Raw genomic sequence first — 16,929 nt, 5'->3', positions numbered from 1 at the left:
CTCAAGCCTGGCGTTTATCCGATTCAATCAAGGCATACGCCGAGTGATTATGGATAGACTCAAAGTTCTCCGCTTCCAGCGTATAAGCCAGCACGCGTTCTTCATTGTTCAGCATCACCGCCACATCACGCACCAGGTCTTCAACGAACTTCGGATTGTCGTAAGCGCGTTCGGTCACATACTTTTCATCAGGACGCTTCAGCAAGCCATACAACTCGCACGAAGCCTGCGCTTCAATATTCGCGATCAACTCTTCTACCACCAGATCATCCGCCAGCAAAGCCTGCACGGTGATGTGTGAACGCTGGTTGTGTGCACCGTAGGCAGAAATCTTTTTCGAGCAAGGGCACAGGCTGGTGACCGGTACCAATACTTTCAGGGTGATTTCCAGCTTGCCGTTTTTTACCTCACCGATAAAACCGACTTCATAATCCATCAGGCTTTGCACGCCGGATACGGGTGCGATTTTATTGATGAAGTAAGGGAAAGACACTTCAATGCGACCGGCATCGGCTTCCAGCAAGGCAAGCATCTTGCGTATCATCGCACCGAACACATTGATATCCAGCGCCTGCGTATTCTCTTCCAGCAGAGCGATGAAGCGCGACATATGCGTGCCCTTTTGCTCTTCCGCCAGATGCACATACATATTCCAGGTACCAACAGAAGGCTGCACGCCGGACAGGGTTTTCACCGTCAACGGATAACGCACGCCTTTGACGCCGACCCGCTGGATCGCAATGCGGCGGGTGTCAGGAGTGGCTTGTACATCGGGGATGGCCGCCAGGCCGGAATCGCGAGTATTCATTGCTGAACCTTTAAATAGGCGGCGCCATTGCGGCGCCGCACAGAAGCATTGCTTACTGATTGACCACCAGGCGTGGCTGGTCTTTGCCGAAACGCTTGCGGATCGAAGCGGCGATACCGGCGGCATCCAGTCCGCACAGGGCGAGCAGTTTGCCTGCATCGCCGTGATCGATAAATTGATCCGGCAAACCCAGATTCAATAATGGCTTGACGATACCTGCGGCCGCCATGGCTTCCGCCACTGCCGCCCCGGCACCACCCATGATGGAGCCTTCTTCCACCGTGACCAGTGCGTCATGTGTCGCTGCCAGGCGCTTGAGCAATTCCACATCCAGCGGTTTGACGAAACGCATATTCGCAACCGTCGCATCCAGCTCTTCAGCGGCGCTCAGGCTAGGTGCAACCATGGTGCCGAAAGCAAGGATGGCGATACCTTTACCTTCGCGTTTGATTTCGCCGGTACCAAGTGGAATCGTCGCGAGGTCGGTGCTAACCTTCGCACCAATGCCACCACCACGCGGATAACGTACGGCAGCGGGTCCCTGATACTGGAAGCCGGTCGATAACATCTGGCGGCATTCGTTTTCATCCGATGCCGCCATCACCACCATATTCGGGATGCAGCGCAGATAGGCGATGTCGTAGTTACCGGCATGGGTCGCGCCATCGGCACCGACCAGGCCGGAACGATCCAGCGCAAAAGTCACATCCAGGTTTTGCAAGGCAACGTCGTGGATCAACTGATCGTAACCACGTTGCAGGAAGGTCGAATAAATTGCGACCACCGGTTTCAAGCCTTCGCATGCCATACCGGCGGCAAAGGTCACCGCATGCTGTTCCGCGATGCCGACATCGTAATAGCGATCCGGGAAGCGACGTTCGAATTCAACCATGCCGGAACCTTCACGCATCGCCGGCGTGATGCCGACCAGGCGTTTATCGGCCGCAGCCATATCGCACAACCAGTCGCCGAACACGCTGGTGTAAGTGACTTTTTTGGCACTGCTCGGCTTGATGCCTTCGGCCGGATCAAACTTACCCGGACCGTGATACAGCACAGGGTCAGCCTCGGCCAATTTATAGCCCTGACCCTTGCGTGTCACCACGTGCAGGAATTGCGGGCCTTTCAGGTTCTTCAGGTTTTGCAGCGTCGGGATCAGCGAGTCGAGGTCATGGCCATCGATAGGACCGATGTAGTTGAAACCGAATTCTTCAAACATCGTCGCCGGCACGATCATGCCCTTCGCGTGCTCTTCAAAACGTTTCGCCAGTTCGCGCATAGGCGCAGGCAAAACGGTCTTGCCGACATTTTTCGCCGCCGCATAAAACTGTCCGGACATCAGGCGCGCCAGATAGCGATTCAATGCACCGACCGGCGGCGAAATCGACATATCGTTATCGTTCAGCACCACCAGCAAATTGATGTCGTCATGGATGCCGGCATTATTCATTGCTTCAAACGCCATGCCGGCCGTCATCGCACCGTCGCCAATCACGGCGATCGCATGACGGTCTTCACCTTTGGTTTTGGCAGCCAGTGCCATACCCAATGCAGCAGAAATCGAAGTCGATGAATGCGCGGTGCCGAAGGTATCGTAAGGACTTTCATCACGACGCGGGAAACCTGAAATGCCATCGATCTGGCGCAAGCTATGCATCTGGTCACGACGACCGGTCAATATCTTGTGCGGATAAGTCTGGTGACCGACGTCCCAGATGATGCGGTCTTCCGGCGTATTGAACACATTGTGCAGCGCGATCGTCAGCTCCACCGTACCCAGGTTGGACGACAGGTGACCACCGGTCGCCGATACGGATTCCAGCACGAAGGCACGCAACTCATCCGCCAGCTGCTTGAGCTGCGGACGTGTCAGTTGCCGTACATCGGCCGGGTCATTGATAGTTTCAAGCAAATTCATACTAAGCCTTCCGCTGCACGATCAAATCCGCGAGCTCTCGCAAGCGTCGTGCTTTTTCTCCAAACTGCTCCAGCGCACGATGAGCATCGTTGCGCAATTTTTCTGCCAGGGCCTGCGATTGTTCAAGGCCGAGTATTGATACATAGGTCGGCTTGTTGTCGGCAGCATCCTTGCCCGCGGTTTTACCCAGCGTGGCCGAATCCGCAGTCGCATCCAGCACATCATCGACGACCTGGAATGCAAGCCCGATAGCGGCCGCATAACTATCCAGCGCCTGTGTTTCTTCCGCGCTCAACGCCTTGCCGGCGAGTGCGCCGAGCAAAACCGAAACGCGCAACAGTGCACCGGTTTTCAAACGGTGCATCTGCTCCAGTTCTTGCAGCGACAAGCTCAAACCCACGCTCGCCAAATCAATCGCCTGTCCGCCGCACATGCCCAGCGAACCGGATGCTTTTGCCAGCAAGCGCACCATCGCCAGTTGCCGTACCGGATCGAGGCCACCATCCGCCAATGCGTCAAATGCCTGCGATTGCAAGGCGTCGCCTACCAATAATGCGCATGCTTCGTCGTACTTCACATGCACGGTCGGCTTGCCGCGCCGCAAGGCGTCGTCATCCATGCACGGCATATCGTCGTGCACCAGCGAATAGGCGTGAATCATTTCGACCGCTGCCGCCGCGCGTGCCAGTTCCGCCGCATCAGCGTCGAACAGGGCGCCGGCTGCATAGACCAGCAAGGGACGCACACGCTTGCCACCATCCAGCACTGCGTAATGCATGGCTTCGTGCAGGCGGGCAGGTGTTTGCGCTACCGGCGGCAAATGCTGCAGCAGTGCCAATTCCATTTCCGCCTGTGTTGATTTCATCCAGCCGTCAAACGATTGCATAGTCGTCATTCATCCGCCTCGATCGCACGATCCGCGTTGAATGGTTTGAGCATATCGCCTTCCAGCACCTTGACCTGATTGTCGACTTTTTCGAGTTGCGCGGCGCAGTACTTCACCAGTTCGGAGCCACGCTTGTAGGCCGCCACCGATGCTTCCAGCGGCAGTTCGCCCGCTTCCATGCGCGCGACCAGCTGTTCGAGTTCTGCCATCGCTTCTTCAAACGATGAAGGCAAGGCGGCAGAGGTAGATTTTTTTGACATAAATGCAGGAAAAAGGTTTAGCCCGTTATTTTAGAGCAAACCACCCTGCCCGGTGGATAAACGCTGCATATACGCTGGTTTCCAATACGGAAAATCTGGTTTTTTGGCAAAAACGGGGCAAATAGTCCCCGCCCTGCTGATTTTTGCTACTGTCGAGCCCATAGCGGGCAGAAATATTTTCTTTTTATTAATTCAGGGAAATATGGCGCAGATCCTTGGTCTGCAGGCTCGTCGGAGTATAAAACTCTGGGGTATAATCCTCGGTTCTGTCCAAAATTGCCTCTTTATCTCGTTTGATTTAGGTTTTTGCGGATTCTTTCCTCTTAGGGTGCAGCAGGGAATGCGATGAGCAAAGCTCATAGCCTGCGTAACAGCATCCGCCTGCCAGCGGATGCTCCCTCCCTATAGGGACACAGGGGGTGCAAATTAATTTGGGGGTGGGGATGTCCGATCTGGCTAATCTCGCCAAACTCGCGCGTTCTAACGCGCAGCTTCCAGTCAACGTCTATTTTGACGAAGCACTGTTGAAGCAGGAAATCCAGCAACTATTCCGTGCAGGCCCACGTTATGCAGGGCATGAACTGATGGTGCCGAATGTCGGCGACTTTGCCACGCTCGCGTGGGAAAACGAAGGCCGCATGCTGGTCCGCAGTCAGCAGGGAATAGAGTTGCTTTCTAACGTCTGCCGTCATCGCCAGGCGAAAATGTTCAATGGTCGCGGCCATGCGAAGAATATCGTCTGCCCGCTGCATCGCTGGACCTATGACCTCAAGGGCGAATTGATAGGCGCGCCGCATTTCGGCGAAACGCCTTGCCTGAACCTGTCGAACACGCCATTGCAAAGCTGGAACGGTTTGCTGTTTGAACAAAACGGCGTGAACGTTGCAAAAATCCTGGGCAAGCTCGGTGTCACCAAGGACCTGGATTTCAGCGGCTATATGCTGGACCACGTCGAAGTCCACGAATGCGATTACAACTGGAAGACTTTCATTGAAGTCTATCTGGAGGATTACCACGTCGAGCCCTTCCATCCCGGCCTTGGCAGCTTTGTCAGCTGCGATGACCTGAAGTGGGAATTCGGTGATGAGTACAGCGTGCAAACCGTAGGCGTGCATCATGCGCTGGCGAAATCCGGCTCGGAAAAATATCAAAAGTGGCAAGAGCAGATCCTGCAATTCCGCAATGGCGAGACGCCGCCTTACGGCGCGATCTGGCTGACGCTGTATCCGAACATCATGGTCGAATGGTATCCGCACGTACTGGTGGTATCGACGGTATGGCCTAACGGTCCGCAAAAAACACGGAATGTGGTCGAGTTCTATTACCCGGAAGAAATCGTCCTGTTCGAACGCGACTTCGTTGCTGCCGAACGTGCTGCCTATATGGAAACCTGCGAAGAAGACGATGAAATCGCCTTGCGCATGGATGCCGGCCGCAAGATCCTGCTGGACCGCGGCGAAAATGAAGTGGGGCCTTACCAGTCGCCGATGGAAGATGGCATGCAGCACTTCCATGAATGGTATCGCCGTCAGCTGGACGTTTAACAAGTGTCACTAGCCGGGGCTGCGCAGCTGCAGTCCCGGCATGCAGTCTCAGCAGTATCAGTTTCGTAGTCACAGTTTGTTCGTCTCAGTTTAGTAATATCGCGCAGCATCAACCCGCAGTAACACTCTTCACTTCTCATGCAATCACTCTGGATGCTTGTCGCAACGCTGATGTTTTCCATCATGGGCGTGTGCGTCAAGCTCGCATCCGAAACCTATTCGGTCGCGGAAATCATCATGTATCGCGGCTTCATCGGCGTGATCTTTATTTACATCCTCATCCTGCAACAAGGCGGCAGCCTCAGGACGCATCTGATCTGGCAACACTTGTGGCGTTGTGTGGTCGGCGTGACTGCCCTGTGGCTCTGGTTTTGTGCGATCGGCCTGCTGCCGCTGGCGACAGCGATGACGCTCAACTACATGGCGCCAATCTGGATCTCGGGCATCCTGTTCGTGGCCGCCTGGCGCGCCGGCAAACGCCGCTTCGAATGGGGACTGGTGCTGGCGATTACGGCCAGCTTCGTTGGCGTGACCCTGTTGCTGCGTCCATCAATACATGCAGACCAATGGCTGGGCGGTTTCCTCGGCCTCTGCTCAGGCGCGCTGTCGGCACTCGCTTATCTGCAGGTACGACACCTCGGACAATTGGGTGAGCCGGAATCCCGCGTCGTATTTTATTTCTCCGCCACCGGCTTTATCGCAGGCCTGGCCGGCTGCCTGTTCGGTCCGGGCTTGCACGGAGAATCGATTAGCCTGTTACGCTCACACTCGACGTATGGGATGTTCCTGCTACTGAGCATAGGTGTATTTGCTGCGATTGCGCAAATGGCAATGACCCGTGCCTACCGCCTCGGCAACACGCTGGTGACGGCCAACCTGCAATACACAGGCATCGTGTTTTCCAGTATCTGGGGTGTATTGATCTGGAGCGATATCCTTGGTTTCTTTAGTTGGCTCGGCATCGCGATCATACTGGTCAGCGGCATCGTCGCAACGTTCTACAATATCCGTAATTCGGCTACCGTAAAAACGGTGACGCCAGCCGATCCAATTTCGACTGAACTCTAAACCAGCAGCGACAGGAAAAAGACATGACCTATAGCACCCTCATTTCAGCAGCTGATTTATCCAAACATATCTTTGAGCCGGGCTGGGTCATACTCGATACGCGCCACGATCTGGCGAATCCGGAAGCAGGCGCACGCGCGTATGCCGAAGGTCATTTGCCGAATGCGCAATTCGCCCATCTGGATCAAGACCTGGCTGGTGAGAAAGTCGGCGCCGATGGCGTCTTCCGCGGTCGTCATCCGTTGCCGGATCGCGCCGCCTTCATCGCCACCCTGCAACGCTGGGGCATCAACAACAATACGCAGGTAGTCGTCTACGATGCACAAGGCGGCATGTTTGCTGCCCGTCTGTGGTGGATGCTGCGCTGGGTCGGGCATGAAGCGGTCGCGGTACTGGATGGTGGCTTGCCTGCGTGGCTGGCCAGCGGCATGTGGCTGTCGACTGAAGAGTCGCCACGTGTGCTGGGCACCTTAACGGACCGCGCCAGCCTGGTCACTACCGTTACAGCAAATGACTTGCTGGCCAATCTGTCGAATGAAAAACTAACAGTTGTCGATGCACGCGCAGCAGATCGCTTCCGCGGTGAAAATGAAACGATAGATCCGGTCGGCGGGCATATACCCGGCGCGAAAAATCGCTTCTTCAAAGAGAACCTGCAAGCCGATGGCAACTTCAAATCCCCTGAACAATTGCGTCAGGAATTCAGTGCCGTAGTGGCAGATCCGACGAAGGCCGTCATGCAATGCGGCTCCGGCGTGACTGCCTGTCACAACCTGCTGGCACTCGAAATTGCAGGCATGCAAGGCGCTGCACTGTATCCGGGATCATGGAGTGAATGGTGTGCCGATCCGGCACGCCCGGTTGCCTGAAGCGAACCGGGCTTTCAGGGACTAATGTACACGCTCAATGGGCGTGCGCATGTCCTGTCAGGAATAAGACGATAGCCACACCGAGTGCGATCAGTACGATTTGCGGGATAGTCTCGCGCATCGATGCACGACGCTGCATCTGCGGCATCAGGTCGCTGACTGCGATATAGATAAATCCGGATGAGGCAAATACCAGCACATACGGAATCCACTCTTGCGACTGGTCCAGCATCAGGTAACCGACGATACCGCCGACCACTGCAGTCAAACCGGAAATAATGTTGTAGGCATAAGCACGCTTACGGCTGAAACCAGCGTTCAACAACACGATGAAGTCGCCGATTTCCTGCGGGATTTCATGCGCAATAATGGCCAGACCGGTCAAGATGCCAAGATGGGGATCGGCCAGGAAAGCAGCCGCGATCAGGATGCCATCGGTGAAATTGTGCAGGCTGTCACCAACCAGGATCATCCAGCCGGCGGCGCCCGCTTCTTTGGCATCATGCCCGTGTTCGTGGCCGTGACCGTCGTCTTCATGATGATGTGAGTGGCGCAGGATCGCGAACTTCTCCAGCAGGAAGAAGCCGAGCAAACCTGCCAGCAGCAGCGCAAACAATGCATGCGTATCGGCCCCCGACTCAAATGCTTCCGGCAAGGCATGCAAGAGTGAAGTCGCCAGCAGGATACCGACCGACAGGCTGACCATGCGGTCTACCAGCTTGGACAGCAGCGAAAACGAAAACAAAGCCGCGGCAGAAATGCTGAAGACACCGGAAATGGCGGTGGTCAACAGAATGGAAACGAGCGTGGAATTAATTTTTGGCTCCGGGCTTAATGCAACAAGGTTGCAAATTAAAACATATCCCGGCTATTTCAGCAAATAAAAACGCGACGGTGCGGATATGCCACAGCGTCGCGTCCCTGCCCCGCTGCTTGCGGGTCTTGCGTTTAGCTTACGCCATGGGTTTTAAACCAGTCGACACAACGCTGCCAGCCTTCTTTCGCATCCGCCTCTACATAGCTGGAGCGATAGTCGGCGTGGAAGGCATGGCCGGAATTCTTGAACAGCACGAACTCGGACTTGCTCTTGCCCTTGGACAGCGCATCCTGCATTTGCACCACGGTCGTGACCGGAATACCGCCATCCTGCGCACCGTACAAACCCAGCACCGGGGTCTTCAGCTTGGCGGCGATATCGACCGGATTGCTCGGCGTCATTTCATTGTTGTTGCCCACCAGGCGGCCGTACCAGGCGACACCGGCCTTGACCTTCGGATTGTGCGCGGAATACAGCCAGGTCACACGACCACCCCAGCAGAAACCGGTAATGCCCAGCTTGTCGGTATTGCCGCCATTCGCCTTGGCCCAGGCCACCACCGCATCGAGGTCGGTCATGACCTGTGCATCCGGTACTTTGGAGATGATTTCTTTTTGCAATTCGGCGATCGTGCCGTAAGAACCGGGATCACCCTGGCGCACGAATAACTCAGGGGCCAGCGCCAGATAACCAAGCTTGGCGAAACGACGTGCGACGTCGGCGATGTATTCATGCACGCCAAAGATTTCGGAAATCACCAGCACCACCGGCAAATTGGTTTTGCCCGCCGGTTGTGCACGATAGACCGGTACCGCCTGGCCATTCACATTAACCGTGATTTCGCCCACCGTCAGGCCTTTGCTATCCGTTGTCACCGCACTGTGCGCGGCAATCGGCAACACTGCTGCGGCAAATCCGCTACCCAAAGCCGTCTTCAAAAAGCCGCGCCGATCAACGCCATCGGAGATCGGTGTTTTGGCGACCAGGCTATCGAAGTCCTCTTTCAAATTATCCATTGCAATCCTCCAGTAGATAGTTCTTGCATCTCAATTGAAAAAATACTTGCTGCCCGCACCGCGACAGCAAACGGCGAAATCAATACGGCATGCACTCCAAATTCTTAGTGCGCTTTATCCCAGTTATTGCCGACGCCCACTTCGGCGATCAAAGGCACTTTCAGTTGCGCGACATGACGCATCAGTTCCGGCAGTTTCTCACGGACCAGCGGCAACTCGCTTTCCGGCACTTCCAGCACCAATTCATCGTGTACCTGCATGATCATTTTCGACTGCAGGTTTTCTGTCTCCAGCCAGCCCTGTACCGCGATCATCGCCAGCTTGATCAGGTCAGCCGCAGTACCCTGCATAGGCGCATTGATCGCCGCCCGTTCGGCACCCTGGCGACGCGGACCGTTAGGCGAATTGATTTCCGGCAGCCACAGGCGACGGCCAAAAACTGTTTGCACATAACCGCGCGCCTTGGCTTCGAGGCGGGTTTCATCCATATAGCGCTTCACGCCGGCGAAACGATGGAAGTATCGCTCGATATAGCTTTGCGCAGCCGAGCGTTCTATGCCGAGGTTGCCGGCCAGGCCGAACGCACTCATGCCATAGATCAGGCCGAAGTTAATCACCTTCGCATAACGACGCTGCTCACTGTCAACCGCGCTGCGCTCGACACCGAAAATTTCTGCCGCTGTTGCACGGTGGATATCCTCGCCATCGGCAAAGGCTTGCAGCATATTTTCGTCACCGGAAATATGCGCCATGATGCGCAATTCAATTTGCGAATAATCGGCTGAGACAATGACATTCCCCGGCGCCGCAATAAAGGCTTCGCGTATACGCCGGCCTTCGGCATTGCGGATAGGGATGTTTTGCAGATTGGGATCGTTCGATGCCAGGCGACCGGTCACCGCCACCGCTTGCGCATAATTGGTATGCACGCGGCCGGTAGTCGGATCTATCATCTTCGGCAATTTATCGGTGTAAGTCGACTTCAGTTTCGACAAACCACGATATTCGAGCAAGACTTTCGGCAGTGGATAATCCTCCGCCAGTTTTTGCAACACTTCTTCATCTGTCGATGGCGAACCCGATGGCGTTTTTTTGACGACCGGCAGCTTCAATTTTTCAAAGAAAATTTCGCCTATCTGTTTCGGCGAATTCAAATTGAAGGGCTGCTCAGCCAGTTCGTAGGCATTCTGTTCGATCTCCAGCATGCGCTTGCCCAGCTCATTCGATTGCTTGGCCAATAAATCCGGATCAATCAGCACGCCGTTGCGCTCTATCTTTTGCAGCACTACCGCTGTCGGCAACTCAATCTTTTCATAGACAAAAGTCAGGCCATTATCTTCCGCCACATTCGGCCACATACGATGATGCAGTTGCAGGGTGATGTCAGCATCTTCTGCCGCGTATTCGGTGGCACGGCCGATCTCAACCTGTTCGAAACCGATTTGCGATGCACCCTTGCCGCAGACTTCCTGGAAGGTAATCGTCTTACGATTCAGATGACGCAGGGCCAGGCTATCCATATCATGGCTACGGTGTGATTCGAAGACATAGGATTCGAGCAAGGTGTCGTGCACGATGCCGCGCAGATTGACGCCGTGATTGGCAAAAATATGGCTATCGTATTTCAGGTTTTGCCCGACCTTGGCCTTGCTCGCATCTTCCAGCCAAGGCTTCATTTTTTCCAATACGAGCTCACGCGATAATTGCTGCGGTACGTCCTGGTAATGATGTGCGACTGGAATATACGCAGCGACACCCGGTTCGCAACAGAGTGAAATACCGACCAGTTGCGCCTGCATCGGGATTAGCGAAGTGGTTTCGGTATCAATGGAGGTCAATGCCGCGCTATCAATTTTCTGCAACCAGCGTTCCAAATCGGCTTCAGTCAATATGGTTTCATAGTGCTTTTCGACTTCCGGCGCATCATCGGCAAACAAGGCGCCTTGCGGAGCGGTATCACCGCCCGTTGCGGGTGCACTGCCCTCATTTGCTTCCGGCTTGTCGGTCAACTCGCGCAGCCAGGTCTTGAAACCATTGCGCGTGAAGAAGTCGACCATCGCATCCTTATCTTCGGGCCGCTGCGTCAGTGACTCGATGATGCCTTCCATATGATCGGACAAATCGCAATCCGTTTTGACGGTGATCAGGGTTTTCGCTTGTGGCAGCCAGTCGAGTGCGCGGCGCAGGTTGTCGCCTACCGCACCTTTGATTTCTGCCGCATGCTCGACGATGCCATCCAGCGTGCCATATTGGGTCAGCCATTTGACTGCGGTTTTTGGTCCGACCTTGTCGACGCCCGGGACGTTATCGACGGTATCGCCTATCAGCGTCAGGTAATCGATGATGCGTTCCGGTGGCACGCCGAATTTGGCGATCACGCCGTCACGGTCCAGCTTTTCATTGCTCATCGTATTGATCAGCATGACGCGATCATTCACCAGTTGCGCCAGATCCTTGTCACCGGTCGAGATCACGGTGTCCATGCCGTGCTTGACTGCTTCCACCGCCAGCGTACCGATCACGTCATCCGCTTCTATCCCCTCCACCATCAGGATGGGCCAACCCATCGCGCGCACCGCTTCATGGATAGGCTCGATCTGCTTGACCAGGTCATCCGGCATGGACGCACGCTGCGCCTTGTACTCGGCATATAAATCATCGCGGAAGGTTTTACCCTTGGCATCGAATACGCAAGCCATGTATTCGGCATCGGGATAATCCTTGCGCAGGCGGCGCAGCATATTGATCATGCCGTAGATGGCTCCGGTAGGCGCGCCATTCGGGCCGCGTAAATCAGGCATCGCGTGGAAAGCGCGGTACAGATAGCTGGAACCATCAACTAACAACAGGGTTTTATTCATAGGAATTCAGTCAGGGAAACAGGGACGGCGACAAGGCTGTCTATATAAAGCAGGCCACAGGTTAAGCTCTGATGGCAAACGGCTACGATTATGGCAGAGTTTACCCATGCAAATTCTGCGCGCTGTGATGGCAAATTGTGTTTATGGAACGTTTCAGAACAAAATGAACTATTTTCAGCAGGCTTAGCCCTGTTTGTTACAATGAAGTATCTAACGTAACTTTCTTTCAACGACGGGCTCATACACACATCATGCGCACATCCAAAATCTGGTCTCTTATCTCGATTACCGCTGCGGTCATCGCTACGCCTATGGTTGTCAACGCACAAAATGCACCTGGCAATGACGTGGCTCCGCCGCCACCACAGATGCAACGCCTGGAAGAAGGCGCCGCACCAGAGGTGACCATCCGCCAGCCTGATACCAAAGAAAAAATTACCGAGAAAAAATCCCAGGGTCGCGTAACGGAAGTAAAAGTACAAACCGGCCGTACTACCTATTACGCCTACCCGAATGACCCGGCCGGCAGCGCAATGCGCGGCGATGGCCAAAGCGATAGCTCGCGTCCGGTGCAGTTCCAGATCGGCGAATTCGGCCCGCCGAAAAGCCATCCGGCACCTGAGCCTGTGGAAACACTGGCTCCGGCTCCCGGCAAGTAAGTTACTTACTTCGCGCGCAGCTTCCTGAATAACGCACTTCGGTGCGTTATTTTTGTTTTTTGATGACAGGTATTTCTTTTTAATTTCCCCATGGCAGTATTTACTCCGGTCACCCTGGATGACCTCTCCCACTGGATCACCCAATTCGATCTGGGCAAAGCGCTCGCGATCAAGGGAATTCCATCCGGCATAGAAAACACCAATTTTTTCATCACGACCGAGTTCGGCGAATATGTTTTGACCATATTCGAAAACCTCAGCTTCGAACAACTGCCGTTTTACCTGAACCTGATGCGCCATCTGGCGGAACGCGGCGTGCTGGTACCAGCACCTATCGCGACGCATCAGGGTAATTTGATCAATGCCCTGCATGGTAAACCGGCGGCCATCGTCAGCAAGCTCGAAGGCAGCTCGCAGATGAAACCGCAAGCCGTGCATTGCGCCGCGGTCGGTGCGATGCTGGCGCGCATGCATATTGCGGCGGAGAATTTCCCGATTCGCCAGCCGAACCTGCGTGGCCTGGCCTGGCGTAATGAAACCGCGCCTATCGTCATGCCTTACCTGTCGGACAGCAATAAACAACTGCTGGCAGAAGAAATGGCCTTCCAGAACGCGTTTGCCGAATCCGATACTTATCGTCAATTGCAGAACGGTCCTATCCATGCCGACCTGTTCCGCAATAATGTGATGTTCAACGGCGATCACCTGACCGGCTTCTTCGATTTCTATTTCGCCGGTTGCGATACCTGGCTGTTCGACGTCGCCGTCACCGTGAATGACTGGTGTATCGATGTGGAAACCGGTGTATTGGATCAGGAACGGGTCCGCGCGATGCTGGACGCCTACCATCATGTACGTCCGTTCACTGCCGCTGAACAAGCAGCATGGCAAACGATGCTGCGTGCCGGCGCCCTGCGCTTCTGGCTGTCACGCCTGTACGATTTCCATTTGCCGCGCGATGCGGAAATGCTGACGCCACATGATCCTGGTCATTTTGAACGTATCCTGCGTTTGCGCATCGAACAAGCGACGCCCCCTCTTTTTACATCGGCTGGATGATGGACAAACTCCCTGCAATAACCGGTTGGCTTTGGGTGAAAGAAGGCTTTGCCATCTTCCGCAAGCAACCGGCTGAATTATCGACGCTCTTCTTTGCCTATATGTTCCTGATGCTGGGACTGGGCATCATTCCTGTCATCGGCCAGTTGCTGCCGCTGATCCTGGTACCACTGTTTTCGATGAGTTTCATGCACGCATGTGCTTATGTCAAAAGCGGGAAACGGGTTTATCCGAACCTGCTGCTGGTCGGCTTTCGTTCGCCGGCGATGCGCACCCTGATCAAGCTCGGCACCTTGTACCTGGTTGCGGCCATTGTCGCCGTCGGCGCTTCCAGCCTGATAGATGGTGGTGTGTTCTGGCAGGCGCTGACCGGCCAGATCGTGCTGGACGCGGAAACCGTGCGCGCTTCGAGCATGACCACGGCGATGTTTTTCTCTGCTGCCGTGTACATTCCTGCGGCGATGGCGTTCTGGTTTGCCGCACCCCTGATCGCGTGGCAAGGCATGGGTGTGGGCAAGGCGATTTTCTATAGCTTCTTTGCCGTGCGTCGCGCCGGCAAGGCCTTCCTGATTTACGGCCTGGCCTGGGTCAGCATAGGGATGATCTTCCCGGTTGTCGTGAGTTCGATACTGGGGATGTTATTGAATTCGGCAACAGCTTCCATCTTCATCCTGTTGCCTATGTCTCTAGTGTTGACCGTGATCATGTACTGCTCGTTTTACCCGACCTACACGCAAATGTTCGGCGAACCGCCGGAAAATCTTACCTTCTAATGATTTGGTACAAGCGCTGAGACAGCGCTTGTACCCTGCCTCAGCCGCTCACCTTCTCGAGCTTGGCGACACTCAAATCCAATAGCTTCATGCCGTGCCGGCCAAAGTTGATATGCGCACGTGCATTGCCGCCACTACCTTCGATGTTGACGATCACACCTTCACCGAACTTGGCATGCGCCACTGATTCACCTATGCGCCAGCCGATATCCTTCTTCACGATATTCTGTGCGATCTGGTTGGTGCCTGCGCCGAGCGCGTCTTCCCACGCTGCTTTCGGATGCGCGGTCCAGTGATGTTGCTGCACTTTGGGCGACAGCCATTTCAGCGAATCTTCCGGCATCTCTTCAAAGAAGCGTGATTTCAGGTTGAAACGCATCTGGCCGTGCAACATGCGCGTCTGCGAGAAGCTGATGTAGAGACGCCGCTTGGCACGGGTAATCGCGACATACATCAGGCGACGCTCTTCTTCCACGCCACCTTCTTCCTTCTGCGAATTTTCGTGCGGGAATAAACCTTCTTCGAGGCCGGTGATGAACACTGCATCGAATTCCAGCCCCTTGGCCGAATGCACTGTCATCAGCTGTAAAGCATCTTGTCCGGCTTGCGCCTGGTTGTCGCCTGCTTCCAGTGAGGCATGCGACAGGAAGGCGGACAAAGGCGACATCACAACCGGCAAAGGCGCATCCGCATCCAGTATTTCCACTCCATCCTGTGTCACGATTGCAGGCCCTGCCATCTGCTGGCTGGTCGGCCCCAGCAAGGCCGGCGCATCATGACCAAATCCTTCTTCCGACACGAATAGAGTGGCAGCACTGACCACTTGCTCCAGATTCTCTATGCGGTCCGCGCCTTCTTTTTCATTCTGGTAATGCGTGATCAAACCACTGGCATCGATCACCACTTGCACCATCTCCGGCAAGGGCAGGTTTTGCGTTTCGAAGCGCGCCGCTTCTATCAACTTGATGAAAGCACCGAGCGAAGTACCGGCCTTGCCGGTGACATAGGGTACGGCCGCGTATAGCGAAATTCCATACTGCTTGGCTGCATCCTGCAATTGTTCGAGTGAACGCGCGCCGATGCCACGTGTCGGGAAATTCACCACACGCAGGAAGGCGGAATCGTTATGCGGGTTATCCATCAATTGCAGGTAAGCGATCGCGTGCTTGACCTCGGCACGTTCAAAGAAGCGCTGGCCGCCGTACACGCGATACGGAATACCGGAAGAGAACAGTGCATGCTCGATCACGCGCGATTGCGCATTCGAGCGATACAGCACGGCGATATCGCTACGCGCCGCGCCTTCGGCGATCAGGCTCTTGGCCTCTTCTATGATCCATTGCGCTTCCTGCAAATCGCTGGTCGCTTCGTAGATGCGCACCAATTCGCCGTGGCCGGCATCGGTATGCAAATTCTTGCCGAGGCGTTTGCTGTTGTTCGCAATCAGCGTATTCGCGGTATCAAGGATGTGACCGTGCGAGCGATAATTTTGCTCCAGCTTGATCAGGTTCTCGACTTTGAATTCACGCTCGAAGGCACTCATATTGCCGACGTTGGCACCGCGGAAGGCATAGATACTCTGATCGTCGTCGCCCACCGCAAACACTGCGCCCTGCGTGCCGGCCATCAGCTTCAGCCAGTTGTATTGCAGGTCATTGGTATCCTGGAATTCGTCGACCAGGATGTGACGGAAGCGCGATTGATAATGTTCGCGCAAAGGCTGGTTGCGGCTCAGTAATTCGTAGGTGCGCAACAGGAGTTCAGCGAAATCGACCACGCCTTCACGCTGGCATTGCTGATCGTAGATTTCGTACAACTCCACCATCTTGCGGTTGTAGTCATCGAAGGCTTCTACTGCACTGGCGCGCAAACCCTGGTCTTTTGCACCATTGATGAAGTACATCAGGTTGCGCGGCGGGTATTTTTCATCATCGATATTGTTTGCCTTGAGCAAACGCTTGATCATCGATAACTGATCCTGCGAGTCGAGGATCTGGAAAGTCTGCGGTAAAGCGGCATCACGGTAATGTGCGCGCAACAGGCGGTTACACAATCCGTGGAAGGTTCCTATCCACATCCCGCGCGTATTGATCGGCATCATCGCCGACAGGCGCGTCATCATTTCCTTCGCCGCCTTGTTGGTAAAGGTCACGGCGAGTATGCCCGCAGGCGAAACTTGCCCGGTCTGGATCAGCCAGGCGATGCGCGTGGTCAGTACGCGGGTTTTGCCGGAACCGGCACCTGCCAGAATCAATGCAGGCTGTGCGGGTAAGGTGACAGCGGCGAGTTGTTCGGGATTGAGATTGTGAAGAAGATTTTGCATCTATCGATTATAGCCGCCACAGCAGGCGAGAGGCCGCTGATTACACGTCTCTTGCCCAAAGGCATGCG

Annotated in this window: 14 protein-coding genes; 6 read left to right on the top strand and 8 right to left on the bottom strand. The window is 55.0% G+C overall.

The genetic code is table 11. The features are described from left to right. Position 1: 1 nt before the first annotated feature. Genes folE2 through ACFQPC_RS17095 form a run of 4 tightly spaced genes read right to left on the bottom strand, consistent with a single transcriptional unit; the run spans position 2 to position 3,872 of the window. Entirely contained in the window at positions 2-808 is an 807-nt protein-coding gene (gene folE2 / locus ACFQPC_RS17110; RefSeq protein ID WP_382273053.1) for a GTP cyclohydrolase FolE2, read from the bottom strand. Between the two features lie 52 nt (positions 809-860). Next, positions 861-2,726: a 1-deoxy-D-xylulose-5-phosphate synthase gene (dxs, locus tag ACFQPC_RS17105; RefSeq protein WP_382273052.1), complete on the bottom strand. Its 1,866-nt coding sequence runs from the start codon at positions 2,724-2,726 to the stop codon at positions 861-863. Position 2,727: 1 nt separating this feature from the next. Further along, positions 2,728-3,612 carry a polyprenyl synthetase family protein gene (locus tag ACFQPC_RS17100; RefSeq protein ID WP_382273298.1) on the bottom strand — a complete coding sequence of 295 codons (885 nt, stop codon included), beginning with the start codon at positions 3,610-3,612 and terminating at the stop codon, positions 2,728-2,730. 5 nt (positions 3,613-3,617) lie between these two features. Beyond that, positions 3,618-3,872: an exodeoxyribonuclease VII small subunit gene (locus tag ACFQPC_RS17095; RefSeq protein ID WP_012078194.1), complete on the bottom strand. Its 255-nt coding sequence runs from the start codon at positions 3,870-3,872 to the stop codon at positions 3,618-3,620. 443 nt (positions 3,873-4,315) lie between these two features. On the opposite strand from ACFQPC_RS17095, the gene ACFQPC_RS17090 reads away from it, so the two are divergent. From ACFQPC_RS17090 to ACFQPC_RS17080, 3 genes are all read left to right on the top strand, one after another. Continuing rightward, positions 4,316-5,416, top strand: coding sequence for an aromatic ring-hydroxylating oxygenase subunit alpha (locus tag ACFQPC_RS17090; protein WP_041296322.1), 1,101 nt, complete (start codon positions 4,316-4,318; stop codon positions 5,414-5,416). Between the two features lie 138 nt (positions 5,417-5,554). Beyond that, a complete protein-coding gene (locus ACFQPC_RS17085) occupies positions 5,555-6,484 on the top strand; it encodes a DMT family transporter (protein ID WP_382273051.1) in 930 nt (309 codons plus the stop codon). A gap of 23 nt (positions 6,485-6,507) precedes the next feature. Then, entirely contained in the window at positions 6,508-7,353 is an 846-nt protein-coding gene (locus ACFQPC_RS17080) for a sulfurtransferase (RefSeq protein WP_382273050.1), read from the top strand. A gap of 34 nt (positions 7,354-7,387) precedes the next feature. Here ACFQPC_RS17080 and ACFQPC_RS17075 read toward each other — a convergent pair whose 3' ends face one another. The 3 genes from ACFQPC_RS17075 to polA form a co-directional block, all read right to left on the bottom strand. Then, a complete protein-coding gene (locus tag ACFQPC_RS17075) occupies positions 7,388-8,146 on the bottom strand; it encodes a ZIP family metal transporter (RefSeq protein ID WP_382273296.1) in 759 nt (252 codons plus the stop codon). A gap of 155 nt (positions 8,147-8,301) precedes the next feature. Further along, complete coding sequence (locus ACFQPC_RS17070) at positions 8,302-9,186, bottom strand: dienelactone hydrolase family protein (RefSeq protein ID WP_382273049.1); 885 nt, start codon at positions 9,184-9,186, stop codon at positions 8,302-8,304. 104 nt (positions 9,187-9,290) lie between these two features. Then, positions 9,291-12,047 (bottom strand): DNA polymerase I, encoded by a 2,757-nt coding sequence (polA, locus tag ACFQPC_RS17065; RefSeq protein ID WP_382273048.1) that lies wholly within the window; start codon positions 12,045-12,047, stop codon positions 9,291-9,293. 251 nt (positions 12,048-12,298) lie between these two features. Here polA and ACFQPC_RS17060 point away from each other — a divergent pair, with 251 nt between their 5' ends. From ACFQPC_RS17060 to ACFQPC_RS17050, 3 genes are all read left to right on the top strand, one after another. Next, complete coding sequence (locus tag ACFQPC_RS17060) at positions 12,299-12,706, top strand: DUF2782 domain-containing protein (RefSeq protein ID WP_382273047.1); 408 nt, start codon at positions 12,299-12,301, stop codon at positions 12,704-12,706. Positions 12,707-12,796: 90 nt separating this feature from the next. Then, entirely contained in the window at positions 12,797-13,765 is a 969-nt protein-coding gene (locus tag ACFQPC_RS17055) for a homoserine kinase (protein WP_382273046.1), read from the top strand. Continuing rightward, positions 13,765-14,538: a BPSS1780 family membrane protein gene (locus ACFQPC_RS17050; protein ID WP_382273045.1), complete on the top strand. Its 774-nt coding sequence runs from the start codon at positions 13,765-13,767 to the stop codon at positions 14,536-14,538. The genes ACFQPC_RS17055 and ACFQPC_RS17050 overlap by 1 nt, the downstream gene beginning before the upstream one ends. A 40-nt stretch (positions 14,539-14,578) precedes the next feature. On the opposite strand, the gene ACFQPC_RS17045 is transcribed toward ACFQPC_RS17050, so the two are convergent. Continuing rightward, positions 14,579-16,861: a UvrD-helicase domain-containing protein gene (locus ACFQPC_RS17045; protein ID WP_382273044.1), complete on the bottom strand. Its 2,283-nt coding sequence runs from the start codon at positions 16,859-16,861 to the stop codon at positions 14,579-14,581. Positions 16,862-16,929 lie beyond the last annotated feature (68 nt).

It is taken from the genome of Herminiimonas glaciei (assembly GCF_042664955.1).
Classification (GTDB): domain Bacteria; phylum Pseudomonadota; class Gammaproteobacteria; order Burkholderiales; family Burkholderiaceae_D; genus Oxalicibacterium; species Oxalicibacterium glaciei.
This window is presented reverse-complemented; position numbering and strand designations above follow the sequence as displayed.